21 protein-coding genes are annotated in these 24,889 nt (G+C 63.0%); 11 read left to right on the top strand and 10 right to left on the bottom strand.

Annotation, left to right across the window (positions count from 1 at the left end; genetic code table 11):
• Nucleotides 1-198 (bottom strand): SDR family NAD(P)-dependent oxidoreductase (locus tag ACLP2E_RS14000; RefSeq protein WP_442466295.1); only part of this gene is annotated, 198 nt, incomplete at its 3' end.
• A gap of 286 nt (nt 199-484) precedes the next feature.
• On the opposite strand from ACLP2E_RS14000, the gene otsB reads away from it, so the two are divergent.
• Nucleotides 485-1,288: a trehalose-phosphatase gene (gene otsB / locus ACLP2E_RS13995; protein WP_442466294.1), complete on the top strand. Its 804-nt coding sequence runs from the start codon at nt 485-487 to the stop codon at nt 1,286-1,288.
• Between the two features lie 377 nt (nt 1,289-1,665).
• Complete coding sequence (gene otsA, locus ACLP2E_RS13990) at nt 1,666-3,102, top strand: alpha,alpha-trehalose-phosphate synthase (UDP-forming) (protein ID WP_442466293.1); 1,437 nt, start codon at nt 1,666-1,668, stop codon at nt 3,100-3,102.
• Nucleotides 3,103-3,123: 21 nt separating this feature from the next.
• On the opposite strand, the gene dinB is transcribed toward otsA, so the two are convergent.
• Nucleotides 3,124-4,227, bottom strand: a complete 1,104-nt coding sequence (gene dinB / locus ACLP2E_RS13985; RefSeq protein ID WP_442466292.1) for a DNA polymerase IV — start codon at nt 4,225-4,227, stop codon at nt 3,124-3,126.
• Nucleotides 4,228-4,239: 12 nt separating this feature from the next.
• Nucleotides 4,240-6,306: an ATP-dependent helicase gene (locus ACLP2E_RS13980; protein WP_442466291.1), complete on the bottom strand. Its 2,067-nt coding sequence runs from the start codon at nt 6,304-6,306 to the stop codon at nt 4,240-4,242.
• 250 nt (nt 6,307-6,556) lie between these two features.
• Here ACLP2E_RS13980 and ACLP2E_RS13975 point away from each other — a divergent pair, with 250 nt between their 5' ends.
• From ACLP2E_RS13975 to ACLP2E_RS13965, 3 genes are read left to right on the top strand one after another with little or no spacing between them, the layout of a single operon-like run.
• Nucleotides 6,557-7,813 (top strand): efflux RND transporter periplasmic adaptor subunit, encoded by a 1,257-nt coding sequence (locus tag ACLP2E_RS13975; protein ID WP_442466290.1) that lies wholly within the window; start codon nt 6,557-6,559, stop codon nt 7,811-7,813.
• A complete protein-coding gene (locus ACLP2E_RS13970; RefSeq protein WP_442466289.1) occupies nt 7,810-10,935 on the top strand; it encodes a multidrug efflux RND transporter permease subunit in 3,126 nt (1,041 codons plus the stop codon). The genes ACLP2E_RS13975 and ACLP2E_RS13970 overlap by 4 nt, the downstream gene beginning before the upstream one ends.
• Nucleotides 10,932-14,357: an efflux RND transporter permease subunit gene (locus ACLP2E_RS13965; RefSeq protein WP_442466288.1), complete on the top strand. Its 3,426-nt coding sequence runs from the start codon at nt 10,932-10,934 to the stop codon at nt 14,355-14,357. Before ACLP2E_RS13970 ends, ACLP2E_RS13965 begins: the two co-directional genes overlap by 4 nt.
• Nucleotides 14,358-14,361: 4 nt before the next feature.
• On the opposite strand, the gene ACLP2E_RS13960 is transcribed toward ACLP2E_RS13965, so the two are convergent.
• Nucleotides 14,362-14,613 carry a hypothetical protein gene (locus tag ACLP2E_RS13960; RefSeq protein WP_442464112.1) on the bottom strand — a complete coding sequence of 84 codons (252 nt, stop codon included), beginning with the start codon at nt 14,611-14,613 and terminating at the stop codon, nt 14,362-14,364.
• A 250-nt stretch (nt 14,614-14,863) separates the two neighbouring features.
• Here ACLP2E_RS13960 and ACLP2E_RS13955 point away from each other — a divergent pair, with 250 nt between their 5' ends.
• Nucleotides 14,864-15,028 carry a hypothetical protein gene (locus tag ACLP2E_RS13955; RefSeq protein ID WP_442464113.1) on the top strand — a complete coding sequence of 55 codons (165 nt, stop codon included), beginning with the start codon at nt 14,864-14,866 and terminating at the stop codon, nt 15,026-15,028.
• Between the two features lies 1 nt (nt 15,029).
• Here ACLP2E_RS13955 and ACLP2E_RS13950 read toward each other — a convergent pair whose 3' ends face one another.
• The 4 genes from ACLP2E_RS13950 to ACLP2E_RS13935 form a co-directional block, all read right to left on the bottom strand.
• Nucleotides 15,030-16,400 (bottom strand): sensor histidine kinase, encoded by a 1,371-nt coding sequence (locus ACLP2E_RS13950; protein WP_442464114.1) that lies wholly within the window; start codon nt 16,398-16,400, stop codon nt 15,030-15,032.
• Complete coding sequence (locus ACLP2E_RS13945; RefSeq protein ID WP_442464115.1) at nt 16,397-17,149, bottom strand: response regulator; 753 nt, start codon at nt 17,147-17,149, stop codon at nt 16,397-16,399. The genes ACLP2E_RS13950 and ACLP2E_RS13945 overlap by 4 nt, the downstream gene beginning before the upstream one ends.
• A 295-nt stretch (nt 17,150-17,444) precedes the next feature.
• On the bottom strand, nt 17,445-17,795 hold the full coding sequence (locus ACLP2E_RS13940) for a 4a-hydroxytetrahydrobiopterin dehydratase (RefSeq protein WP_442464116.1): 351 nt from the start codon (nt 17,793-17,795) through the stop codon (nt 17,445-17,447).
• A 117-nt stretch (nt 17,796-17,912) separates the two neighbouring features.
• On the bottom strand, nt 17,913-18,356 hold the full coding sequence (locus tag ACLP2E_RS13935) for a GNAT family N-acetyltransferase (RefSeq protein WP_442464117.1): 444 nt from the start codon (nt 18,354-18,356) through the stop codon (nt 17,913-17,915).
• A 91-nt stretch (nt 18,357-18,447) separates the two neighbouring features.
• Here ACLP2E_RS13935 and ACLP2E_RS13930 point away from each other — a divergent pair, with 91 nt between their 5' ends.
• Nucleotides 18,448-18,840 (top strand): NifB/NifX family molybdenum-iron cluster-binding protein, encoded by a 393-nt coding sequence (locus tag ACLP2E_RS13930; protein WP_442464118.1) that lies wholly within the window; start codon nt 18,448-18,450, stop codon nt 18,838-18,840.
• Between the two features lie 133 nt (nt 18,841-18,973).
• Complete coding sequence (locus ACLP2E_RS13925; protein WP_442464119.1) at nt 18,974-19,369, top strand: hypothetical protein; 396 nt, start codon at nt 18,974-18,976, stop codon at nt 19,367-19,369.
• Here ACLP2E_RS13925 and ACLP2E_RS13920 read toward each other — a convergent pair.
• Nucleotides 19,363-20,529 carry an aminotransferase gene (locus tag ACLP2E_RS13920; protein ID WP_442464120.1) on the bottom strand — a complete coding sequence of 389 codons (1,167 nt, stop codon included), beginning with the start codon at nt 20,527-20,529 and terminating at the stop codon, nt 19,363-19,365. The two genes, ACLP2E_RS13925 and ACLP2E_RS13920, sit on opposite strands and share 7 nt — an antisense overlap.
• A 182-nt stretch (nt 20,530-20,711) precedes the next feature.
• Between ACLP2E_RS13920 and ACLP2E_RS13915 the strand changes: the two genes are divergently transcribed.
• Both ACLP2E_RS13915 and ACLP2E_RS13910 read left to right on the top strand, forming a co-directional pair.
• Entirely contained in the window at nt 20,712-21,899 is a 1,188-nt protein-coding gene (locus tag ACLP2E_RS13915) for a serine hydrolase domain-containing protein (protein WP_442464121.1), read from the top strand.
• A gap of 269 nt (nt 21,900-22,168) precedes the next feature.
• A complete protein-coding gene (locus ACLP2E_RS13910; protein ID WP_442464122.1) occupies nt 22,169-22,537 on the top strand; it encodes an ArsR/SmtB family transcription factor in 369 nt (122 codons plus the stop codon).
• Nucleotides 22,538-22,738: 201 nt separating this feature from the next.
• Here ACLP2E_RS13910 and ACLP2E_RS13905 read toward each other — a convergent pair whose 3' ends face one another.
• Complete coding sequence (locus ACLP2E_RS13905; protein ID WP_442466287.1) at nt 22,739-23,662, bottom strand: LysR substrate-binding domain-containing protein; 924 nt, start codon at nt 23,660-23,662, stop codon at nt 22,739-22,741.
• 156 nt (nt 23,663-23,818) lie between these two features.
• Between ACLP2E_RS13905 and ACLP2E_RS13900 the strand changes: the two genes are divergently transcribed.
• On the top strand, nt 23,819-24,886 hold the full coding sequence (locus ACLP2E_RS13900; protein ID WP_442466286.1) for a class 1 fructose-bisphosphatase: 1,068 nt from the start codon (nt 23,819-23,821) through the stop codon (nt 24,884-24,886).
• Nucleotides 24,887-24,889 lie beyond the last annotated feature (3 nt).

The raw sequence follows: 24,889 nt of genomic DNA, 5'->3' as shown, positions 1-24,889 counted from the left end.
CGCGAAGGCGCCCAGTTCGGCGGCGATTTTCTGTCCCGCTTCGGCGTTGATGTCGGCGATGACCACCTTGCCGCCAGCCGCGACGATCTGACGGGCCACGGCGGCGCCGAGGCCGGAGCCGCCGCCGCTGACGACAAAGACTTTATCCTGAATTTGCATGGCGTTTATCTCGATCCAGGTGATGAAATAGAGTTTTATCGGGCCCTTTTGCGCCGCCTGGTCCTTTTCGTGATTGCGCAGGATGAACCGTTGCAGCTTGCCCCTCGGCGTCTTGGGCGACGAAGTCACGAATTCGATTTCGCGCGGACCTTGATCCCGATCAGAAGCCAAAACAAAGTGGCTGTCCATGGCCAAGCAGCGGGCGGCCGTTGCGCGACGCCTGAGCATAGGGCCGCAAGCGATGGAACAAAGTTTTTCGCCAAAGATTAGGGTCGCAAGCCGAGTCCGCCAAAGTGTCTTCCGTCTCTACCGCAGGCAAGCTCAAATGGAATCCGCGATCCCCTTTGACGACATTTTCGGCGACGTCCGCAATCTGGCGCTGTTTCTCGATCTCGACGGCACGCTGATCGATATCGCCCCGACGCCGTCCGGCGCTTTGCCGCCGGCAGAACTGGCTGGATTGCTGCGGAGCCTGTCGCTGGGGCTGCAGGGCGCCGTGGCGATCCTGTCCGGCCGCACCATCGCCGCGATCGATGGCCTGCTGGCGCCGTTGCAACTCCGGGCGGCTGGAGCGCATGGCTCCGAAATCCGGGATGACGAGGCGGGCGCGATCCGCGATGTCGCACCCGCCTTGACGCCGGCTTTCATCGAAGAGGTCCGCAGCCTTGCCGATCTCGATCCGGGCGTCTGGGTTGAGCCAAAAGGCGCCGCGCTTGCGGTGCATTACCGCTTGGCCGAACATTGCGGGCCGGAAGTGGAGCGCCGGTTGCGGGCGATGCTGCCGGCCGCGCTGGAGGTGCGTCCCGGCCGCATGGTCGTGGAACTGGTCGACAGAAACACCTCGAAGGGAGCGGCGCTGCAAGGCTTCATGCGGCGGCCGCCGTTTGATGGCCGCCAGCCGGTCATGATCGGCGACGATGTCGGCGACCTCGCCGCCTTTGCAGCGGCCGAGGACTTGGGCGGCCGGGGCCTGCGCGTCGGCGGCGAGTTTTTCGATTCCAACGCGGCCGAGTTCAGCGGACCCGCGGAAGTGCGCCGTTGGTTGGCGCAATTGGCTGACCGGATTTCGTCGGCGCAGGGAAGCGGCGGCGCTTCGTTTAGTTCAACCCCACCATGGATCCCACTGTAGTCGGCAATGGTCGCTGCCGGCATCATGATAAGGCCGGCAAGATGAATGCGCCTCGCTTGAGCCAAGCTACAAGAATAAGCCACGCCTGTGCATGGACCGACGCAAGCCGCTATTGAGCATTGAATTAGAGGAACAACTTACCGCCCCGGCGCGTTCATGTTCGCTCGTCTGGATGAACACTGGATGAACAACTAGCTGAGCGAGTGGCCGATGGGGCGCCGTTCAGGACGCAAAGAACCAGCGCGATGCTATCCGGGCGCATGCGCCGTTACCGAATGACCGAGGATCATGCCGCCTCCTCCGGCCGTGAAGATCGCGCGTCCGACAATCAACAAGGCTGTGTCCAGTCTTTCCGAATAGCGACAGGTGGAGGAAATATGAGCTCGCGGCTGATCGTCGTATCTAACCGTGTCGCCGCGCCCGATCCCGGCAATCGGCACACTGCGGGAGGGCTCGCCGTCGCCGTGAAGGCGGCGATGCGCAACCGCACCGGAGTGTGGTTCGGCTGGAGCGGCAAGATCAACGATGATCCGGCGGAAGAGCCTCTGGTCCAGCGCTGCAACAAGGTCGACTACGCGGTCATCGACCTGTCGGAGGCGGATTTCCAAGAGTATTACAATGGGCTGGCCAATCGCGTTTTGTGGCCGATATTGCATTATCGTGGCGATCTGCAGGAATATTCGCGCGCCGACCAGACCGGTTATATGCGCGTAAATCGCCTGTTCGCTGAAAAGCTGAGCGAATTGATCAGGGATGACGACGTCATCTGGGTGCATGATTATCATCTGATGCCGCTGGCTCGGGAACTGCGGGCGCGCGGTCACGGCAATCCAATCGGGTTCTTTCTACATATCCCCTGCGCGCCCCCCGACATCGTGCAGACCCTGCCCCATCACGAGGATATTTTCGGCGCGCTCACTTATTACGATCTCGTCGGTTTCCAGACCGAGCGCGACCGGGATAATTTTGCGCATTACCTGACACCGATGGGAGCGACGCTGGGTCGCAACCCGATGACGATCTCGGTTGACGGGCGGCAGACCCGCCTGGGCGCGTTTCCGGTGGGCATAGAGACCGCCGCCTTTGCCCGGCTCTCCCGTTTCTCCATGCATTCGCGCTGCGTCGAGGACGTCAGGGAAAGCCTGCAAGGACGCAAACTGGTCATTGGCGTCGACCGGCTCGACTATTCCAAAGGCATCCTGCATCGCATCAACGCCTTCGACCGCTTTCTCGACGAGCACCCCGAGTGGCGGTCGAAGGTGGTGTTTCTGCAGATCACACCGAGAAGCCGGTCCGACATCAAGGAATACATTGCGATCGAGGACGAAGTGACCGCGATGGTCGGCAAGATCAATGGCCGATATGGCGAAGCCGACTGGACACCCCTTCGCTATATCAACCGCCCCTATTCACGCACCGTGCTAGCCGGTCTCTATCGCCTGGCGGATGTGGCCTTGGTGACCCCCTTGCGCGACGGGATGAACCTCGTCGCCAAGGAATTCGTGGCGGCGCAGGATCGCGCTGATCCGGGCGTGCTGGTGCTGTCGGAATTCGCCGGGGCCTCCGCCGAACTCGACCGCGCTCTGATCGTCAACCCTCATGAGAGCGAAGCCGTCGCGGCGGCGCTCAAACAGGCGCTGGAAATGCCCCTGGAAGAGCGCCAACGCCGCCACGACCCGATGATGGACCATTTGCTGGAATACGACATCGACCATTGGGCGGAAGAGTTTCTGTCGGCTTTGGGCGAGACCCGGCATCGGTCGGGCCTGCTGGAAAGCCTTCGCGGGCTTTTCGCGGTCAGTCTGGGCGGTTGAAAGGCGCGCGAACGCAGTCGGTCAACTCCCGTCCATCCCATCAAGTTGGAAACTCATCTGCCCCTCGTTAGGGCAAGCCTCGCGATTGAAGCCGGACAGGGTCAGGCCGAGCAGGCGGACGCCGCGCCGGGCCGGGAAAATCGGCGCGAGCAGAGCCAGCGCGCGCCGCTCGAACTCCGGGCGACCGGAGAGGGGCGCGTTGTCGCTGTGGCTGCGGGTGATCTGCCGGAAATCCGCAAATTTCACCTTCAGCGTCACGGTGCGGCCGCGAAGCCTCATGTTTTCGTACGGAGGCCAGATCCTGTCGACGAGAGGCTGTAGCGCGGTGACGGCCTGTTCGAAGGTGAAAAGATCCTGCAGGAACGTCCGTTCCGCGCCCAGCGACTTGCGCTCCCGGTCCGGCCGAACGGGCCGCTCGTCGACGCCGCGCGCGATGGCGTAATAGAAGCCGCCGGCCTTGCCGAAATTCTCCTGCAGATATTCCAGGGCGCAGCTTTTCAAATCGCCGCCGGTCACGACGCCGAGACGCCGCATTTTTTCCGCCGTCGCGGGGCCGACGCCGTGAAATCGGGCGACGGGCAGGTTTTCGACAAAGCCCGGTCCCTGTTTCGGCGTGATCACGCACAAGCCGTCCGGCTTGTTCTGGCCCGAGGCCAGCTTGGCCAGGAATTTGTTGTAGGATACGCCGGCTGAGGCGGTGAGCCGGGTTTCTTCGCGGATCATCGCCCGAATCGCCTGCGCGGTTTCGGTGGCGGTGTCTCCGCCTTGCAAAAAATCCGTGACGTCGAGATAGGCCTCGTCCAGCGACAGCGGCTCGATCAGCGGGGTGAATCGAGCAAAAATGGCCCGGATTTGCAGTGAGACCGCCTTGTAGACGTCGAAACGCGGGGCTGTGAATATCAGCTCCGGGCATTTGCGCAAGGCGGTCACCGACGGCAGGGCGGAACGCACGCCGAACTGCCGCGCCTCGTAGCTAGCGGCGGCGACCACCCCGCGCTCGCGGCCATAACCTACCGCCAGAGGTTTTCCGCGCAGTTCCGGATTGTCCCGCTGCTCAACCGAAGCGAAAAAGGCGTCCATGTCGATATGGATGATTTTTCGTAGCCTTTCGCCTGCCGGGTCCATGACTGCACAGCCTCAACGCCACATGCCGCGCATGCGCGCGCCCAGATCGATTGTTTTTCTTGGCGCTTCGGCGCGGCGTGAAGCCTCAGCCGTGACGAGGGGCCACGAAGTCATTTCAAACAAGGGCGCAAGGGCGGCGGGGATAAAACGGCTTCGCGCGGCGTAGACGTGGCGGTCGCCCTGCGCGTGCTGGCCATGGGTGAAAAACCGCTGCGGGACCATGAGATGCAGATGGTCTTTCGCTCGGGTCATCGCAACATAAAGCAAGCGGCGCTCCTCCTCGATCTCGGATGAGGCGCCGGTGGCGAGATCGGAAGGAATGCAGCCGTCGACAACATTGAGCAGGAACACCGATTTCCATTCCTGGCCCTTGGCGGAATGCACGGTGGATAGAATGAGATAATCCTCGTCTCGCAGCGGAACTCCCGCCTCGGCGCTGGTCGCGTCGGGGGGATCGAGCGTCAGTTCGGTCAGGAACCTTTCGCGTGACGGGTATGTGGCGGCGATCTGTTCGAGCTGCGCGAGATCGAGTTGCCGCGTCGCCGCATCCTCGTACAGGCGCTCCAGATGCGGCTGATGCCATTTTCGCGCGGCGCCGAGATCGGCCGGCCAATCCAGCTTGCCGGCGCGCAGGTTTTGCAGCATGGCGACGAAATCGTCCCAGAATTCGCCGGCGCGTGGCGGAGCGGGCAAGGCGCAAAGCGCGGCCAGCGGATCGGCGGCTTCCGTCATCTCGTCGAGCGCGCGCCGGGCGGAGGCCGGGCCGACGCCGGGCAGCAATTGCAGCAGGCGGAAACCGGCGACGCGGTCGCGCGGATTTTGCGAGAATCGCAGCAAGGCCAGCAAGTCCTTGACATGGGCGCTGTCGAGGAATTTCAGGCCGCCGAATTTGACGAAGGGAATGTTGCGGCGGGTCAGTTCTATCTCCAGCGGCCCGCTATGATGCGAGGCGCGAAACAGCACCGCCTGCGCTTTCAGCTGCTGGCCGGCTTCGCGCGCCTCCAGAACCTTTTCGACAATGTAATTGGCCTGGTCCGTCTCGTCCCGCACCACGACAAGACAGGGTCGCTCGGCGGACTGGCGCTCCGTCCAGAGATTTTTGGTGAAGCGTTCGGCCGCGAGAGCGATGACGCCATTGGCCGCCGCAAGGATCGGCTGCGTCGATCGGTAATTGCGCTCAAGCGTGACAATTTGCGCCGGGGGCGTGAACTGGCCGGGAAAATCCAGAATGTTCCGCACGTCCGCCGCCCGAAAAGCGTAGATCGATTGCGCGTCGTCGCCGACCACCGTCAGGCCGCGCCCGTCCGGCTTCAATCCGGTCAGGATCGAAGCCTGAAGCCGGTTGGTGTCCTGGTATTCGTCGACCAGGATGTGGTCGAAGCGCTCGGCCAATTGGCGGGCCAGGTCCGGATCGCCGGCCATTTGCGCCCAATAGAGCAGCAGGTCGTCGTAATCGAGGACGTGATGCGCCTGTTTGGCCTCGACGTAAGCCGCGAAGAGTTTTCGCAATTCCTCGCTCCAGCCGACGCACCAGGGAAAATTCCTGGCCAAAACTTCATCGAGCGGCGCCTGCGAATTGACGGCGCGAGAATAGATCGCGAGGCAAGTTCCCTTGGTCGGAAAGCGCTTTTCCGTCTTGGAAAAGCCGAGGTCATGCCGGCATAAATTCATCAGGTCGGCGCTGTCTTCGCGGTCATGGATGGTGAACTCGCGATCGAGACCGATCTGCTCGGCGTGTTCGCGCAGCAGACGCGCGCCTATGCCGTGAAAAGTTCCCGCCCAACCCAGCGCGTCGGTCAGCACGCCGGCTTTTCCGCCCAGCGTTTCGGCGCAGATGCGCCTGACCCGAGATGTCAGCTCGCCCGCCGCCCGGCGCGAAAAAGTCATCAGCAGAATACGGCGCGGATCGGCGCCTTTGAGGAGAAGATGCGCCACCCGATGCGCCAAAGTGTTGGTCTTGCCCGAGCCAGCGCCGGCGATGATCAGCAGCGGCGAGCCAAAGGTCCGCCCCTCGCCAATGCCGTGTTCGACGGCGTGACGCTGGTCGGCGTTGAGTTTTTCCAGATGCGCGGCGCTCACGAAAAACCTCCGGCTCGGGGGATCGCGGACAAAAACGATTCGCCCATCGGAACATAAGTCGAACATACCGTTTTGGCCGCCATTTGCAAAGCTGCCGCGAGGAAACAAAACTTAACAACGCTTAACCCTGCGACGGGCCTTTGAACTGTATTATTGGATCTGGGTTATGAACGGGAGCGGGGCGCCGAATGCCTGCGCATTGTCCGAGCGAGGTGAACCGGAATTTTGCGATCGGTTTCGAGGAAAGCCCATGGAACGGCCTGTCGGCGCCAGCGTAGCGGACACACCGTCGACGACGCCTAAGGCGCGAAAAAGTCCCCTGCTCTCATTGCTTGTCGTCGTTGCTCTGGCTCTGGCGGCGTTCGGCCTGTGGCGATGGCTGAGACCGGGCGACTCCGGCCGCAACAAGCCCGAGCCGACGCCCCCTCAGGTAGGCGCGGCGAAAGTAGAAACGGGCGATATCAACCAGATCATTTCCGGTCTCGGCACGGTGACGCCGCTCGCCACCATCACCGTGCAAGCTCAGATCGCCGGGCAGTTGATGTCGGTGGGCTACAAGGAAGGCCAGATCGTCAAGAAGGGCGATTTCCTGGCGCAAATCGACCAGCGGCCTTATGAGGCGCTGAAGGCGCAATATGTTGGCCAGCTGGCGCACGACCAGGGCGTGCTCGACCAGGCCAGACTGGACAATGTGCGCTACGCCACCTTGCTCAAGGAGAACTCGATCGCCCGCCAGACCGCGGAGGATCAGGCCTTTATCGTCAAGCAGGATGAAGGTCAGGTCGCCACCGACAAGGCGTTGATCGCCCAGGAGGACCTCAATATTTCCTACTGCCGCATCGTCGCGCCGGTGGCCGGCCGCGTCGGCCTGCGGCTGGTCGATCCTGGCAATTACGTGAACCTGCCGAACACCAACGGCCTGGTGGTGCTGACGCAATTGCAGCCGATCTCGGTCATCTTCGTGGTGCCGGAAGACAACATTCAGGACATCTGGGCGGAACAGCGCTCGGGCACAGCGCTGGCGGTCGCCGCGACCAATCGCACCGACGACAAGGTGCTGGCCAATGGCCAGGTGGACTCCATCGACAATCTGGTCGACACCACCACCGGCACGGTCAAGATCCGCGCCAATTTCCCCAACGACGATTTCAAGCTTTTCCCCAACCAGTTCGTCAATGCGCGGCTGCTGCTGCGCGCCCTGAAAAGCGTGGCCGTCGCGCCTGTTTCGGCGGTGCAGCACGGCGCGCCTGGCGCCTACGTCTATCGCATCAAGCCCGACGACACGGTGGAGGTTCGTGCGGTCAAGACCGGCGTGACCGAGGGCGACCGAGTGCAGATCCTTTCCGGCGTGAATTCCGGCGACGAAGTGGTGGTGGACGGCGCCGACCGTCTGCGCGACGGAATGAAAGTCCGCATCGTCGCGGACCCCGGCAACGTCGCGGCGGGTCAGGGCGAAAACCAGCCCAGCAGCAGCGCCAAAAGCGCATCGGACGGTGGCGGCAAATGAACCCCTCGCGCCTGTTCATCCTGCGCCCGGTCGGCACGACTCTGTTGATGGCCGCCATCCTGCTGGTCGGGATCGTCGCCTATCGCTTCCTGCCGGTTTCGGCCCTGCCCCAGGTCGATTATCCGACCATTCAGGTTTCGACGTTTTATCCCGGCGCCAGCCCGGAAGTGATGACGACGGCGGTGACCGCGCCGCTGGAACGGCAGTTCGGCCAGATGCCGGGCCTCAGCCAGATGAGTTCGATCAGCTCCGCCGGCGCTTCCGTTACCACTTTGCAGTTCGGCCTCGACATCCAGATCGACGTCGCCGAACAGGAAGTGCAGGCGGCGATCAACGCCGCCGCCAGCCTGCTGCCGTCCGGCCTTCCGGCGCCGCCGATCTATGCGAAAGTCAATCCGGCAGATACGCCGGTGCTGGTTTTCGCGGTGACTTCGAAAACCTTGGCGCTGACCCAGGTCGAGGACATCACCGACATCAGGCTGGCGCAAAAACTGTCGCAGGTTTCCGGCGTCGGGCTGGTGTCGATCTCCGGCGGCCAAAGACCGGCTCTGCGCGTGGAAATCAATCCGCGCGCCCTGGCCGCCTATGGCATCGCCATCGATGACATCCGCACCGATATCGTCAACCAGAACACCGATCTGCCGAAGGGCAATTTCGACGGCCCGACCCAGAACGCCACGATCAACAACAATGATCAGTTGCAGACGGCGGAAGCCTATCGCCAGCTGATCGTCGCCTACAAGAACGGCGCCGCGGTGCGGCTGTCGGATGTGGCCAAGGTCATCGAAGGGCCGGAAAACGCCGAACTGGCGGCCTGGGCCAATCGCACGCCGGCGATCATCCTGAACGTCAAGCGCCAGCCGGGCTCCAACGTCATCGCGGTGGTCGATGCGGTGAAGGCGCAAATGCCCAAGCTGAAGCAGACCCTGCCGCCGGGCCTCGACGTCGCCATCCTCGCCGATCAGACCGGGGCCATCCGCGCCTCCGTCGCCGACGTCGAATTCGAGCTTGGCCTGTCGGTCGTGCTGGTGGTGATGGTGATTTTCATTTTCCTGCGCAACTTGCCGGCGACGCTGATCCCCAGCCTGTCGGCGCCGCTGTCGCTGATCGGCGCGCTGGCCGGGATGTATCTATGCGGCTATTCGCTCGACAACCTGTCGCTGATGTCGCTGACCATCGCCACCGGCTTCGTCGTCGACGACGCCATCGTCATGATCGAGAATATTTCGCGTTACGTCGAGCGCGGCGATGCTCCGCTCGACGCGGCGCTTAAGGGCTCCAGCGAAATCGGCTTCACCATCATATCACTGACCGTTTCGCTGATCGCGGTGCTGATCCCGCTATTGTTCATGGGCGACGTCGTCGGACGGCTGTTCCATGAATTCGCGGTGACGCTGGCCATGGCCATCGTGCTGTCGGCTTTGATCTCGCTGACTCTGGTTCCGATGATGTGCGCCCTGATCGTTCGTCATCGGCCGGAAAGCTCCCGCTATCGCGCCGATCTCGCGGCCGAGCGCGCTTTCAACTGGATCATCGGCCGATACGACGCGGGCCTCAATTTCGTGTTCGACCATCAGCGCGCGACCCTGGTCGTTTTCGCGCTCACCCTGGCCGTCACCATCTTCCAGTATATCGAAATTCCGAAGGGCTTTTTTCCGGTCCAGGACACCGGCGCCATCCAGGCGGTCACCACCGCAGATCAGGACATTTCCTTCAAGGCGATGGCGGCGCGGCAACAGTCTCTCGTCGATGCGATCCTGCGCGACAAGGACGTCGCCAATCTGTCGTCTTATATCGGCGTCGATGGAACCAACGCCTCGCTGAACAATGGACGCCTGCTGATTTCGTTGAAGCCGCATGACCAGCGCGAAAACAGCGCCAGCGAAGTCATCCGCCGCCTGAAACAGGAAACCGCCGACGTTGCCGGCATCACCCTCGCCATGCAGCCTGTGCAGGACCTGACCATAGATAGCGCGGTCAGCCGCGCGCAATATTTGTTCTTTCTGGAAAATCCGCAGCAATCGGCCTTGTCGCAATGGACTCCGCAGCTGGTGCAGCGGATGCGGCAGTCGCCGGTTTTCGAGGATGTCTCCAGCGATCTCGCCGAACAGGGGCGGCAAATACTGCTGACCATCGACCGGCCGACGGCGGCGCGTTTCGGCGTCACGCCAGCGTCGATCGACAACGCCCTTTACGACGCCTTCGGCCAGCGCATCGCTTCAACTTTTTACACCCAGTCGAACCAGTACCGGGTGATTCTGAAATCGACAGCGCTCGATCTGGACAGTCCATCCGAGGCGCTTTCCGCGATCTACCTGCCCTCCGCCACTGCGACATCCGGCCAGGCGCCGCTCGGGGCCATGGTGCATGTGAGCCAGAGCAATGCGCCGCTGCAGCTCAACCATCTCGGCCAGCTTCCGTCGCAATCCATCTCCTTCAATCTCGCGCCCGGCGTATCGATCGAAACGGCGGTCTCCGAGGTCCTCCGCGCAGAGCACGACATTGGAATGCCGGACACGTTCACCACCTCGTTCCAGGGGGCGCTGTCGACGTTCCAGAAATCGCTGTCCAACGAATTGATGCTGATCCTCGCCGCCGTGGTTGCGGTCTATATCGTACTCGGCGTTCTCTACGAGAGCTTCGTCCATCCGATCACCATTCTCTCGACGCTCCCCTCAGCCGGGGTCGGCGCGCTGCTCGCTCTGCGGCTCGTCGGCGCCGATCTCGACGTCATCGGCATTATCGGCATCATTCTTCTCATCGGCATCGTCAAGAAAAACGCCATCATGATGATCGACTTCGCCCTCGAAGCGGAGCGCGTCGAAGGCAAGCCGCCGCGCGAGGCGATCCATCAGGCCTGTCTCCTGCGCTTCCGACCGATCCTGATGACCACCATGGCCGCGATGCTTGGCGCGCTGCCCTTGATGCTGGGGACGGGCACGGGGTCGGAACTGCGCCGACCGCTCGGCCTGTGCATCGTCGGCGGCCTGCTGGTCAGCCAGTTGCTGACTTTGTTTTCGACCCCGGTGATCTATCTGGCCATCGACAGGCTCGGCCGCAGGCTTTTTCCCAGGGGCTACGCAGCGCCGCCGTCGGAGCCTTCGCCCGAGGCGCCGCCATGAATATTTCGGCGCCTTTCATCCGGCGGCCGGTGGGCACGACATTGGTGACCATCGCCATCGCCCTGGCGGGGATGCTCGGTTATTTCGCCCTGCCGGTGGCGCCCTTGCCGCAGGTCGACTTCCCGACCATTTCGGTTCAGGCCCTGCTGCCCGGCGCCAGCCCGGAAGTCGCGGCGACCAGTCTCGCCGAACCTTTGGAGCGTCATCTCGGACAGATCGCCGATGTCACCGAAATGACGTCGCAGAGCCAGACCGGGCAGTCGCGGGTGATCCTGCAATTCGGTCTGGACCGCAATATCGACGGCGCCGCCAAGGACGTGCAGGCGGCGATCAACGCGGCTCAGGCCGACCTGCCGACCAATCTCCTGTCGCAGCCGATCTACCGCAAGGTCAATCCGGCCGACGCGCCGGTCCTGATCCTGACCCTCACCTCGAAGACGCTGACCCGCGTGCAGATGTATGACGCCGCCAGCACGATCCTGGCGCAGCAATTGTCGCAGATTACCGGCGTCGGCCAGGTGATCATCGGCGGGTCGGCGCTGCCGGCGGTGCGGGTGGAGCTCGATCCGTTGAAGCTGTTTCACTTCGGCATCGGACTGGAGGACGTTCGCTCCGCGCTCAGCGCCGCCAACGCCAACGCGCCAAAGGGCGCCATCGACGTCGGCGAGCATCGCTGGCAGATCTACACCACCGACCAGGCCAACCGCGCCGCCGATTTCCGCTCGCAGGTCATCGCCTATCGCCACGGCGACGCGCTGAAGCTGAGCGATGTCGCTCAGGTCGAGGACTCGGCGCAGGACCTGCGCAATCTCGGTCTCGCCGACGGCCGCCCGGCGGTGATCATCATCGTGTTTCGCCAGCCCGGCGCCAATATCATCAAGACTGTCGAGGCGGTGCGCGCGGCGATCCCCAAACTCAAGGCGGCGCTGCCGGCGGCGATGGTCATCGGCTTCGCTTCCGACCGCTCGACGACTATCCGCAATTCGCTGGCTGAGACCCAGCGCACCCTGCTCATCGCCATGAGCCTGGTGGTGGGCGTGGTTTTCGTCTTTCTGCAGAATGGCCGCGCCGCCTTGATTCCGGCCGTCGCCGTTCCGGTCTCGATCGTCGGCACTTTCGGGGCGATGTATCTGTTGAATTATTCGCTCGACAATCTGTCGCTGATGGCGCTGACGATTTCCACCGGCTTTGTCGTCGACGACGCCATTGTGGTGCTGGAGAATATCGAGCGCCACATGGAGCAGGGAATGGACCGCCGCGAGGCGGCGATGATCGGCGCGCGCGACATCGGCTTCACCATCGTCTCCATTACTTTGTCGCTGATCGCCGTGTTCCTGCCGATCCTGCTGATGAGCGGTCTGGTCGGGCGGCTGTTCCGCGAATTCGCCGTGACCCTGTCGCTGGCGATCGTCATTTCCATGTTCATCTCGCTGACGACGACGCCGATGATGTGCGCTCTGATCTTGCGTGTAAAGCCGGCGCCGAAGGAGCCGCGCCGCCTTCCCCTGTTTCAGCGCGTGCAGAATTTTTACGCACGAACGCTGGCCGTAGCGCTCAACCATAGTTTTATCGTTCTTGTGACCTTGTTCGGCGCCGTGGCGTTGAACGTCTGGCTGATTACCATCATCCCCAAGGGTTTTTTCCCCGAACAGGACACTGGCCGCATTGTCGCGGTGCTGGTCGCCGACCAGAGCATGTCCTTCCAGCTTTTGAGCCAGAAATTGACGCGGATGATGGCGGTGGTCGACGCCGACAAGGATCTGGCCAGCGTGGTCGGCTATACCGGCACCGGCGGCGGCGGCGTTTCCGCCCAGACCAATACCGGCGCGATGTTCCTGCAATTGAAGCCGCTCAGCCAGCGCGACGGAATCGAAACGGTGGTCGCCCGGATGCGGCGCAACCTGCGGGAAATACCAGGCGCTCGGCTGTACCTTGTCCCGGTACAGGACATCCAGGTCGGCGGCCGGCAGGGTAATCTGCTCTATCAGTATTCCATCCTCGGCGACACCACGGCGGAGGTCAATCAATGGGCGCCGAAGTTGCTGGCGGCGCTGGAGCAGGATCCCACTTTCGCCGAAGTCAGCTCCGACCAGCAGCAGAACGGGCTGGGGATCGACATTGACGTCGACCGCGACAGCGCCTCGCGGCTGGGGCTGAAAATGGTCCAGATCGACAACAATCTTTATGACGCTTTCGGCCAGCGCTCGGTCTCGGTGATCTACAATCCGCTCAACCAATATCGCGTGGTGATGGAGGCGGCGCCGAAATTCTGGCAGCGCCCCGATATCTTGGACAAGTTCTGGATCTCGACGTCCGGAGCGCCGGCCAATGGCTCGCAATCGACAGCGCTCAGCGCCGGCGCCGCCGTCGCGGGCCCGGCTGTGGGCATTCCAATTCCCGTCGCCACCTCGACGCCGGCGGTGACGCCGACACGTTCCTCGGCGGTAGCCTCGGCGGCGAACGTCGGCGTGCCCATCGCCAATGTGACGAATGCTTTGGCCAATCTCGCGGTTTCGCTGGCGCCGCCGGCAACGGCCGCCGGCGCCTTGACCGCTGGCTCATCGAGCGCCAGCACGGCTTCGAACAACGCAGTGCGCACGGCCGCCCAGGCGACCATCGCTTCGACCGGCGCGAGCGTCGCCTCGGTCGGGGCCTCGGTGGCGACCGGCAACGAGGCGATGGTCCCGCTGTCCGCCTTCGCCCATTTCGCGCCGGGTCATACGCCGCTGGCGGTCAACCACCAGAGCCAGTTCGTGGCGGCGACGCTTTCGTTCAATCTCGCCAAAGGCAAATCCCTCAGCGACGCCGAGGCGGCGATCCGCCGCGCCGAGGAAAAAATCCGCATGCCGGCCGATCTCATTCGCGGCTTCGCCGGCGCCGCGCTGCTTTATAGCCAGTCGCTCGCCGACGAGAAGGTTCTGGTCCTCGCGGCTTTGGCCGCGATCTATATCGTTCTCGGCGTGCTCTACGAGAGCTTCATGCATCCGGTGACGATACTGTCGACCCTGCCCTCGGCCGGCGTCGGCGCGGTGCTGGCGCTGATGGCCTTCGAGCTGCCGCTGACCATCATCGCCCTGATCGGCATGATTCTGCTGATCGGCATCGTCAAGAAGAACGCCATATTGATGATCGATTTCGCGCTCCAAGCCGAGCGCGCAGGCGGCATGGCGAGCCGCGACGCGATTTTTCACGCCGCCGTGGTGCGGTTCCGCCCGATCATCATGACCACCACGGCGGCCTTGCTGGGCGCCCTGCCGCTATGCTTCAGCTTCGGCGAGGGCGGCGAATTGCGCCAGCCGCTCGGCATTTCCATCGTCGGCGGACTGATCGTCAGCCAGGCGCTGACGCTCTATACGACGCCGATCGTCTATCTCTACCTCGACCGCCTGCGGCTGTATTTTTCGCGGCGCGCGCACGGATAGCAGATCACCTCCGGGCGTGATGGCCGAACAAGCTGTGGTCGTCGGGATGCTCGCGCCAATATCTGGCGCGCAGCCGCGGCGCGATCATCCAGGACAACGGCGCCGAGATCAGCACGCTGACGGCTACAACCCATGGCATCAGCATCATGGCTTCTTTCGTCAGCGGCGTCGCCAGCACCAGCACAACGCCGGCGCCGAACAGCACCGCCTGCATCATCAGGAACACCAATACGGCGATCTGAAAACGGAGAGACATTGCTCGTTCTCCTTGAGTTATCATTGTTTTCTTAACGTTATGGCGGGAGCGCGGTTCCGAGCCGAGTTCCGCGCCGTCGCCGGGACAGCGAAACCATTTATCGAGCGGCGCGCTCTCCCATCGCGAGATTGTAGCGGCCGCTGCCGCGCATGACGCGAAGTCTTCCTGCTCGCCCCCGTGTTCCAATGCGGCGCTGCTGCCGCTGGTCGGCCAGAAGCTTGCCGCCGCCAATCCCGAGGCAGCGACGGCGATGATGTCTTCTTGCATCGTCGCGGCGCTACTGGTCATGCTGCCAATCGTCGAGGGAGATGGGTTTGAAGGTTCTCATCTCATCAACGCGGTGGCCCCTCGCGCCGTCGCCGCCATCGCCCTTGCGGTCTTTGCGCTAAAAATGCCGGAGACCCGCGAGCTTTAAGTCAGGCGAAGCGCGAGGATCTTTCGTCGCGGCGAAAAATCGGCTCGCCCAGCGAAAGGACGACCGTCAGCCCGTGCGGCTTATGGTCTTGCAACTCGATGTCGCCGCCCTGTCCGCGCACGATCTCGCGGGCGATCGACAGGCCCAGGCCAAAACCGCTACGCCCGGAAGGCCGGGCGGTGTCGCCCTTGAAAAAAGGCTCGAAGGCTTTTTCGCGCAGGGCGGCCGGAATGCCGGGCCCGTCATCGGACACTTCGATCCGCGCCGTCCGCTCATCGGGCGATTGCAGCGCCACCGTGACGCATCCGGCATGTTTGGTCGCATTGTCGACAATGTTGGCGACAGCTCGCGAAAGCACGTGGGCGCGGCAGGAAAAGGCGAAATGAGGGGGGCCGCGATAAGTCACGTCATGGCCAATGTCGGAAAATTGCGCGCAGACGGTCTGCAACAGGCTGGGCAGGTCGACCAGACGCGCGTCCTCGCCGCTGCGGCCGTCGCGCAGATAGGCGAGGGTCTCACCCACCATATCGTTGATCAGCCCAATATCCTGCAGCATGTTGGCCTGCGTCCCGACGTCCGGCAGCCGTTCGGCGCGCAGCCGCAGGCGAGTCAGCGGCGTGCGCAGATCGTGGCTGATCGCTTCCAGCATATGGGTGCGCTCGTCTACCAGATTGCGCATCCGCTCGCTCATGTCGCGCAAGGCTTCCGCCACCTGCTTGATCTCGCGCGGCCCGGCCCCCTTGAGCGCGCCGCTTTCGTCCGAATCGCCGCCGAAAGAGCGCGCCGCCAAAGCGATGGCGGAAAGCGGCGCGGTGATGCGCTTGAGGGCGTATAGCGACAGCAGCAGGACCATCACGGTGATGACCGCCAGAGCGCAGGTGGTCTCGATCAGCGCCAGGTTATGCAGCGGAAACATGGTCGGCGAGGACTCGAATTGCAGAGCGAGGTCGCCGTCGATCTTGACGAAAATGGCGTTATCCCTGGCGAAGGGCAGCGGCGTCACGCCAAAATTCCGCTCCAGCCGGCTTTTGATGGCTTTGACGAAATCCGTCTCGCTCTGGTCCGGCGCGGGCAGGCTGGCGAGGTCCTGAACGGAGACTTGCGTCACCGTCACCGCGGGCGAGCGCGCGGTCGCCAGCATCTGCTCCAGATCGCGCGGCGTATGCGCACCTTCCGCCTTGCGGACGATGCCGGCGATGCGCGCCGCGCGCACCGCGGGGAGGATGTCGGCGTTGGCGCCCGCCTGGCTGAAGTAGAAGAAATGGAACAGGGCCGCCGAGGCCATTCCAACCCCGAGCACCACCGCGACGACCACCAGGCAGGCGATCTGCGCCGCTATGGTCTGCGGCGCGAGCCGGCGCAGAAAACTCATAACAGCGGCTCCACATTCGCCGTGAAGACATAGCCGCCCAGCCGAACCGTCTTGATCAACATGGGGTCGCGCGGATCGGGCTCGATCTTCTGGCGGATGCGGCTGATATGGACGTCGACGCTGCGCTCGATCGGTCCGGCGAGGCCGCCATGGGTCAGGTCAAGCAATTGCTCGCGGGAAAGGATGCGGCCGGGATTCTGGCACAGGGCCAGCAGTAGATCGAATTCTGCGCTTGTGGTCGTGACCTGGGCGCCATCCGGACTGACCAGCCGGCGTTCGCCGGGATAAAGCCGCCAGCCGGCGAAACCGAGCGGGCGCAGGCGATTGCGGGCGAAGGGCGCGCGCGACCGGCGCAGCAGCGCCTTCGCGCGCGCGATCAGTTCGCGCGAATTGAACGGCTTGGTGACATAATCGTCGGCGCCGATTTCCAGGCCGACGATCCTGTCCACGTCTTCGCCGAGCGCCGTCAGCATGATGATTGGGACGCCGGAGGCGGCGCGCAGCCGCCGGCAGATGGAAAATCCATCCTCACCCGGCAGCATCACGTCGAGCAGCACCAGATCGAAGCCGTCCCAGGCAATCCGGCGGTCCAGCTCCTCGCCGGAGGCGACGCTGGCGACCACAAAGCCGTTCTCGTCGAAGACCTCGGTGAGCAATTGCGCAATGGTCGCGTCGTCCTCGATGAGCAGAATGCGTGTCGGGTCGTCGAGGCCGGCCTGCGAGAAGGGGGACGGCGGCGCGTGCAACATCGGTAAACCTCGTCACGAAGGAAAGGTTCGTTTCATTCGTCCTAACGCGCCATTGCCGGAATGGTTTAGCCCCGCCCTCGTGAACATCGGGGAGAGATGTTCGCATCCGTTAAAGCGCGCCGGCCTCGACCGCCAACCGCAGCGCGCCCTCGCGTATCTTCGTGCGCGGGCGCGGCATTGACGCGGAACTCGGCGCGACCTCGCGCTCGGCGGCGATCTTGCCCGGCCCTTGCGCGTCCAGGGCGAAGCGGCGACGGCAGCGCCACCGCCGGCGTCGGCGCGCATTGGAAGGCGGTCAGCCAGAGGCGGCGTCTGAGAAAATCCGGTCGATCTTGCTGGCCACGATGAAATCGTTCTCGTGCAGTCCCCTGATTTTCTTGGTCTGCAGGGAGACGGTCGCATGGCCCCAGCCGAAACAGATGTCGGGATGATGGCCTTCCGCTTCCGCTAGTTCGCCTATCGCCTGGACGAAGGTGAGCGCTTCGCGGAAATTGTGAAAACCGAATTTCCGTTCGATGCGCTGCGCGTCATCCTCCAGCCGCCAGTCTGGAACCTCGGTGCGAAAGAACTCCGCTTGCTCAGGCGCGAGCGGCGGAATACCTCCGCGACAGGGGGTGCAGGTTTTGTTGCGGAGATCCTCGGTCACTGCCCTGCTCCTTGCTTCGATTTTCGCCCTGATCGGACAACCTCTTGCCCATACGCGCGTTCCCAACCAGGAATGTTTTTAATTTTGAATGACCTAGACGAAACGTCGATGCCCGGATCATGTCAGCTTCTTCACGAATTGAATGAAGCCGCTGCGCTCGGCGATCTTGTTGTACAGGCCCTGGGCGATCTTATTGGTCTCGTGGGTGATCCAGTAAACGCGCGAGCAGCCTCTTTTTCGCGCCGCGTCGGCGACCGTTTCGATCAAACCCGTCCCGACACCCTGGCCGCGAACCTCGGCGGCGACATATAAATCCTGCAGATAGCAATAATCGCCCGGCGTCCAGCAGGAGCGGTGATCGATCCAATGGACGATTCCCCGCGCGGCGCCGGAACTTTCGCGCGCGATGAATCCGCCCATCGGCTCGGCAGGATCGATCAGCCGAGCGAAAGCAAGGCGCGTCGTCGCTTCAGGCATGGCCGCCTGGTAGAAAATCAGATAGGCCTCCCACAGCGGCGCCCAGTCAGCATGGTCGGCTTCGGACAGCGGGGCGATGCGCATGATGTCTTTCGATCTGGACAGGAACGGCTGATGCGCCGATAAATCGCAAGATTCCGCTTTATTCAACTCCAAACGCGATGGAACACTGGCCATGAAGATCGGCGTCGCCACCAGGGACTGGGATTCGGTCAGCGGCCATGCCGGGCAGGCGCGGTGCTGGCTGCTCTATGATCTGGCGGGACATCATGCAGGCGAGACCTTGCCGGAGCCGATGCGGGTCGAATTATCGAAGGAGCTGCTGTTCCATCATTTCCAGGACGACGGCCCGCATCCGCTGGACGGGATCGAGATCGTCGTGGCGGGCAGCGCCGGCGACGGCTTCATTCGCCACATGCAGAAACGCGGCGCCGGTGTCTTGCTCACCGGCGAGACCGACCCGGCAACCGCGCTTGCCCGCATCATCGCCGGCGAAGCGCTGCCGGATCAGCGCTTCGACATCACCACCAGCCTGTGCAAACTGCGCGATCTTTTTTCGCGCCATTGATCATTCCAGGGTGGGTTTTGCGGGACCTTGGCCGAACGAAACGACCGCGCCGACGTTAATGAGTTCAATTGGACGTCGGGGCCATGGGACCGGGAATCAGATCGGTAGTCCCTCCGTTTCGGAGAATGTGGTCATGCAGACGATTTTGCGCTGTGCGGCAGTCGTCCTGACGGTCGCTTCCGTTCCCGCCAGCGCGGGAAACGATTCTTCCCGTGTCGTGTTGGACATGGCGGCCGAGGCCACGGCGCTGAGCGAATTCTGCGTCAACTGGGCGATCGATTCCGTCGCGGTCCGACGCTTTCTCCGCAGCCGGGGAGTCAGCGTCGAAGGCCGCTACCGTCCGATTTTTGGAGCGGCTTACGCGCGGGCGCACGAGAAAGTCTGGCGGAGCGGAAACTATCCCGCCGCCTGCGACAATGCGCTCGATCTTTACGGGCCGCAGGGACGACAGGTTTCAGGCCTCGTCAGACCTGTATGGAATGGCGCCTGCGCCGACTGCGTGCGCCCGGAGACGCTTGTCGGCTATTGAGCGCCATGGCGTTCGCGCCAGGCGGCCAGCCTCGCCACCGCCTCCTCCAAGGTCGGCTGCGTCTTGGCGAAACAGAAGCGTATATAGCCGCGCAAATCGCGCCCGCTGAAAAAGGCGGAAAGCGGCACCGCGGTCACCCCCGCCTCGACGGTCATCCTCCGGCAGAAGGCGACATCGTCGCCGGCGTCGTCGAGGCCGCCAATTCCTGCAATCGTGAAATAGGCGCCGGCCGCCGGGCGCGCCTCGAAGCCGAGGCCGCTCAAAGCCGCGACGAGAAAATCGCGGCGCGCCGCCAGCGTGGCTTTCAATCCGGCGAAATAGGCGTCGGGCATGGCTAGGCCGAAGGCGACCGCCGCCTGCAAGGCGGGAGGCGTCGTGAAAGTGACGAATTGATGCGCGCGGGCGATGGGCGTCAGCAGCTTTGCCGCGGCCATGACATAGCCGATCTTCCAGCCGGTGACTGAAAAGGTTTTCCCCGCGGAGCCGATCCGAACGACGCGGTCGCGGACGTCCGGCAGGGCGAACAGGCTGTTGTGGCCGCGGCCGTCGAAGACAAGGTGTTCATAGACTTCGTCGCAGACCGCGACGAGATCGTGCGCCAGCATGCAGTCGGCCAGGAAACGCAACTCCCCGGCGTCGAAAACCTTGCCGATCGGATTCATCGGCGTGTTGACGACGATGGCTTTGGTGCGCAGCGTAATCGCCGACAGTATTTTCTCCCTCGGCAATCGCCACTCGGGCGGCTCCAGCCGCACAGCCACCGGGACGGCGCCGGCGCGACGGATGATCGGCCCGTAGCTGTCATAGACCGGCTCGAACACGATGACTTCGTCGCCGGGATCGAGCAGCCCGAGAAACGCGTCGCAGAGCGCCTCGGTCGCCCCGGAGGTGATGAATATCTCCCGCTCCCAATCCGCCTCGATGCCGAAGAAGCGCTTGGCGTTTTCCGCGACCGCCTGCCGCAGCGCCGGCAATCCCATCGTCGACGGATATTGATGCGGTCCCTTGCGGAAGGCGGCGATACCGGCTTCGATCAGTTCGGCCGGCTCCAGACCTTCGGGAAAACCCTGTCCCAGATTGACGGCGCCATGTTCCTCGGCGAGGCGGGACATGACCTCGAAAATCGTGGTTTCGCAGGAGGCGAAGATTTGGTTGACCATGCCGGGCGTCTCGGGAGTTGGCGGGCGGTTCCGGCAATCTTAGAGGCTGAATTTACCGGCTCCAACAGCAAAGGTGCGACATCGGGGGCTCTGGTCAGAGCTATGTCGAACGCGGCCATTGACAGCCGCAGCGCTTCAACGAAGATCGGTATTTCGATAAATCCGGCGGCGCAGGATAAACCATGTTCGAAATGATCGTCGCCACCCTTTTCGCGCTCGGCGCGTGCTCGCCCGTCGCGGCCCAGCCAGCCGACGCCGCCCTCGCCTCCTCCCTGCAGAAAGCGCTCGCCGCCTATGTCGCGATGCGCGCGGAGCCCGAGCACATCTCCGCGGCGTCCCTGAGCATCAGCCTGAAGGGCGCCGGGGAAAACATCAACCTCGCGGCCGGGACGACCGAATACCCGGACGCGGGCGCAAAAAACACGCCGGACGATCTTTTCGAGATCGGCAGCATCACCAAGTCGTTCACATCCGTCGCCGTCCTGCGGCTTGAGGCCGCCGGAAAATTGACGATCGAGGATCGGCTCGGCAAGTGGCTGCCGCAATATCCCGCCTGGAAAGACGTGACGATCCGCCAGATGCTCGACATGACCAGCCCCATTCCCGGCTACGACAACCAGCCGGCCATCGCCCATGTCATGGGCGCCGATCCCGGCCACCGTTTCACCCCGGAGGAACTGGTCGCGGCGGCCTATCCGCATGACGGCAAGCCGGAGCCGGTCAGCGGCTGGACCTATTCGAACAGCAATTACCTGCTTGCCCAGATGATCGTCGAAAAAGCCGGCGGCAAACCCTATGCCGATGTCGTGCGCGAATTGTTCGACCTGGCCGGAATGAAAAACAGTTTTTACGAACAAGACTTCTATCCAGCGTCGATCACCGGTCGGATGGTCTCCGGCTACTTTTTCAATCACGGTCCCTCCGACGCGGCCCTCGCGCCGCTGCTTGGGCGCGACGTCAAGAACGACAGCGTTTCCTGGATGCAAGGCGCCGGCGGCGTCGTCTCGTCGATGCAGGATGTCGCGCTGTGGGTTCGAGCGCTTTACGAAGGCCCGCTGCTGGCCGACAGACAGCGCGGCGAACTCATGACGGTCGTTTCAGACAAGACGGGCGAACCCGTCGCCGGCCCTTCCAAAGAGCAGCCGGGCGCCTTCGGGCTCGGCGTCGGAGCGGGCTATCGGCCGGCGTTCGGCGCCTATTGGTATTATCAAGGGATGACGCTGGGCTACCGCGTGCTCTACGGCTATTTCCCGAGCAACGGCGCGGTCGTCGTTGTCGGCCTCAACAGCCAGCCCGACGACAGGCAGAACCACATCGGCGCGCTGCTGGAAGAGATTTACGGCCTCTTGCATAAGGCGGGCAAGATCTGAGCAAACCTGGGCCTGATAGCGTTTTCTTTCCGATCACGCGCGCCACGTCCGTTATCCCGTCAGGCAAAATTTTCAGCCGTATCGATAAAAGCCTGTTAGCGCCCGAACAAAAAGAGATAACCCCGCGAAAGTAAGGCCGCCGCCAATTATGGGAAATATGAGTTAATCAAACATTCATATATTCGGTTTGCAAGAAAGTGCTTTACCCGGAAATCAATGGACCTTATTTATCAACTGACAATGCGCAGTTGCGAACAAACGAGGCGGCCATGGCCTTGCCGAAATTGGAAAACATGACCGTGTCCGAAGGTCTCGGACAAATAGCGGACAACGCCAGGGACGCGAGCGAATTCCTCAAAGCCCTCGCGCATGAGTACCGCCTGCTGATCCTGTGCATATTATCGGAAGGCGAAAAATCCGTCGGCGATCTTGAAACCCTGCTGGCGCAACGGCAATCGACGGTATCGCAACAATTGGCGCGGCTGCGTCTGGACGGCCTGGTGACGGCCCGTCGCGACGGCAAATCGATCTATTACAACCTGGCCGATGACGACGTGCGCACCATTTTGCGAGCTCTCCATTCGGTGTTCTGCAACAAGCCCGGGCGCCGGCGTCGCGCCGGCGGCAAGTCCGACTGAATTCGAGTGGCACAACGCCCCCGAGACAACGGAATTATGGATGACGGCGCCGATGAGGATCGCCAGGATCATCGGGCTTGGCCTTGTCCGGCCCCGGATATAACGCAGGCAGGCGCGTCACATCGTTGAATATGATTTACTATCGATCAATCGCATAATATCCGCCCAATCATTCGATTCTTTCGATTACAGTTCGCCCGCTCACACTTTCGGCAGCAAGATCGCGCGCCTGGCGAGCACGAAAGCCTTGAACTTTTGCGTCGCCATGCTCGGCGCCCTGTCGGCGCGGTTGAGCAGGAACCATTGCCTCACCAGCGGCAGGCCGGCGACCTGCAAGGTGATCAGATGGCCGTCGGCCAGTTCCGTCAGGCAGGTGTGAGCAGAGATGATGGCGACGCCAAGTCCGGCTATGACGGATTGCTTGATCGTTTCATTGGTGCCCATTTCGATGACGTCGAAGGAACGTCCGCCGCCAATGCGTTCGAGAAAGCGCTCCATCAGCGTGCGCGTGCCCGAACCCTGTTCGCGCGCCAGAAAACGCTCGGCGAGCAAATCCTCGGCGAGAATGTCGCTATCGCCCGCCAACCGGTGGTCGGGCGGCGCGATCAGCACGTACGGATGATCGCCGAGCGTGGCGCTTTCGGCATGGATATGGGCGGGCGGGCGGCCCATCATGGTGAGATCATATTCGTTGCGCTCCAGGCCGCGAATGATGTCCTCGCGATTGCCGACCGCCAGGTTCACGCGAATGCCGGGATGTTCGCGCCCGAACGCCGCGACTATAAAGGGCGCGAGATATTTGCCAGTGCTGACCACGCCGAAGACCAGCGACCCGGACGCCCCCGCCTGCAGCGCGGCGATCCGCTCGGCTGTGCGCGCCTCCAGCCTTTCGACGTCCTGCGCCATGGCCAGAAGTTCGGCGCCGATTTCGGTCGGCGCGAATGGCGCGGCGGCTTCGCGCGAGAACAGCGGCGAACCGACCATCTCCTCCAGCAATTTGAGCTGAATGCTGATCGCCGGCGGGGTCACGTTAAGCGCCAGCGCGGCGCCGCTGACGGAGCCGCGTTGCACAGTCGCGGCGAAAGCGCGTAATTGCTTTCGGGTCATTCCCCGCAAATCGGCCATTTTGTGTTCGTTCTCAAAAGCTTGAGCGCCGGCGCCCGCCCCGTTCGACGTTAGATGTTCTAACGCAGGCTTGCATATTTTTAAATTTATTTTTCCCATAAAGCGCGGCAACCTGATCTCCAGCCAGCCAGAAGAGCCGGCCGGGAGGAATGAAAAATGGCCAGCATCGAAGCGCCAGCGCTTCACGCCGCGGGCGAGGGGCTTGTAACCTATCTCCAGATCTGGCGCGCGGCGCATCCGGGCGGTGAATCTCTCTCGGGCGTTCTCACCGCCATGGCCGAAGCGGGCGCGGCCATGGCCCATATCGTCCTGCGCGGCCCCTTGATGGGCGCGATGGGGGTGGAGATCGGGCAGGCCAACGCCTTCGGGGACAGACAACGCCGGCTCGACCTGCTGGCCGATGGGGCGGTGGCTTCCGCCTTGCGGCGCAGCTCGACCGCCTATTACGCCTCGGAAGAGGAAGACGCCATTCTGACGTTGCGGCCCGGCGGCGACCTTGCGGTGGCGGTCGATCCGCTCGACGGCTCTTCGAATATCGACGCCAACATTTCAGTCGGCACGATTTTTTCGGTTTTTCCGGCCTCCCCCGCCGGCGCCACGGCCTCGTTTCTCCGTCCCGGCTCGGAACAGCTCGCCGCCGGCTATATCATTTACGGGCCGCATACGGCGCTGCTGTTCACTCTGGGCGAAGGCGTCGCGCATTTCGTCCTCGACCCCGAAACCGGCGAATTCCGGCTGATCGCCGACGGTCTCAGGATCGACTCTTCGACGCGCGACTACGCCATCAACGCATCCAATTATCGCCATTGGACGCCTCCGGTCCGCACCTTCGTCGACGATTGCATCGCCGGCATAGAAGGGCCTCGCGGAAAAGATTTCAACATGCGCTGGATGGCCTCGCTGGTCGCCGAAACCCATCGCATATTCATGCGCGGCGGGGTGTTCCTTTATCCCGGCGATCAGCGCCCCGCATATGAGCACGGGCGGCTGCGCCTGCTCTATGAAGCCAATCCGATCGCCTTGCTGGTCGAACAGGCCGGCGGCGCCGCGTCCGACGGTTATGCGCGCGTCCTTGAGCACACCGCTTCGACCCTGCACCAGCGCACGCCGCTGATTTTCGGATCAGTTGAAAAGGTCGCGCGCATATCCTCCTATTTCACCAATTGCGCCTTCCAAAGTTCGAGTTCGCCCTTGTTTGGCGAGCGCGGCCTGTTCCACACCTGAGGC

Origin of the sequence: Rhodoblastus sp. (assembly GCF_052145335.1) — a bacterium.
Classification (GTDB): domain Bacteria; phylum Pseudomonadota; class Alphaproteobacteria; order Rhizobiales; family Beijerinckiaceae; genus Rhodoblastus.
Note: the sequence above shows the minus strand (reverse complement) of the source record. Positions and strands in the feature narration are given on the sequence as shown.

Excerpts from the sequence above, each read along its gene's own strand:
- otsB (WP_442466294.1), top strand. The coding sequence starts at position 485 with ATGGAATCCGCGATCCCCTTTGACGACATTTTCGGCGACGTCCGCAAT.
- otsA (WP_442466293.1), top strand. The coding sequence starts at position 1,666 with ATGAGCTCGCGGCTGATCGTCGTATCTAACCGTGTCGCCGCGCCCGAT.
- dinB (WP_442466292.1), bottom strand. The coding sequence starts at position 4,227 with ATGGACCCGGCAGGCGAAAGGCTACGAAAAATCATCCATATCGACATG.
- ACLP2E_RS13975 (WP_442466290.1), top strand. The coding sequence starts at position 6,557 with ATGGAACGGCCTGTCGGCGCCAGCGTAGCGGACACACCGTCGACGACG.
- ACLP2E_RS13970 (WP_442466289.1), top strand. The coding sequence starts at position 7,810 with ATGAACCCCTCGCGCCTGTTCATCCTGCGCCCGGTCGGCACGACTCTG.
- ACLP2E_RS13965 (WP_442466288.1), top strand. The coding sequence starts at position 10,932 with ATGAATATTTCGGCGCCTTTCATCCGGCGGCCGGTGGGCACGACATTG.
- ACLP2E_RS13960 (WP_442464112.1), bottom strand. The coding sequence starts at position 14,613 with ATGTCTCTCCGTTTTCAGATCGCCGTATTGGTGTTCCTGATGATGCAG.
- ACLP2E_RS13955 (WP_442464113.1), top strand. The coding sequence starts at position 14,864 with ATGATGTCTTCTTGCATCGTCGCGGCGCTACTGGTCATGCTGCCAATC.
- ACLP2E_RS13950 (WP_442464114.1), bottom strand. The coding sequence starts at position 16,400 with ATGAGTTTTCTGCGCCGGCTCGCGCCGCAGACCATAGCGGCGCAGATC.
- ACLP2E_RS13945 (WP_442464115.1), bottom strand. The coding sequence starts at position 17,149 with ATGTTGCACGCGCCGCCGTCCCCCTTCTCGCAGGCCGGCCTCGACGAC.
- ACLP2E_RS13935 (WP_442464117.1), bottom strand. The coding sequence starts at position 18,356 with ATGCGCATCGCCCCGCTGTCCGAAGCCGACCATGCTGACTGGGCGCCG.
- ACLP2E_RS13930 (WP_442464118.1), top strand. The coding sequence starts at position 18,448 with ATGAAGATCGGCGTCGCCACCAGGGACTGGGATTCGGTCAGCGGCCAT.
- ACLP2E_RS13925 (WP_442464119.1), top strand. The coding sequence starts at position 18,974 with ATGCAGACGATTTTGCGCTGTGCGGCAGTCGTCCTGACGGTCGCTTCC.
- ACLP2E_RS13920 (WP_442464120.1), bottom strand. The coding sequence starts at position 20,529 with ATGGTCAACCAAATCTTCGCCTCCTGCGAAACCACGATTTTCGAGGTC.
- ACLP2E_RS13915 (WP_442464121.1), top strand. The coding sequence starts at position 20,712 with ATGTTCGAAATGATCGTCGCCACCCTTTTCGCGCTCGGCGCGTGCTCG.
- ACLP2E_RS13910 (WP_442464122.1), top strand. The coding sequence starts at position 22,169 with ATGGCCTTGCCGAAATTGGAAAACATGACCGTGTCCGAAGGTCTCGGA.
- ACLP2E_RS13905 (WP_442466287.1), bottom strand. The coding sequence starts at position 23,662 with ATGGCCGATTTGCGGGGAATGACCCGAAAGCAATTACGCGCTTTCGCC.
- ACLP2E_RS13900 (WP_442466286.1), top strand. The coding sequence starts at position 23,819 with ATGGCCAGCATCGAAGCGCCAGCGCTTCACGCCGCGGGCGAGGGGCTT.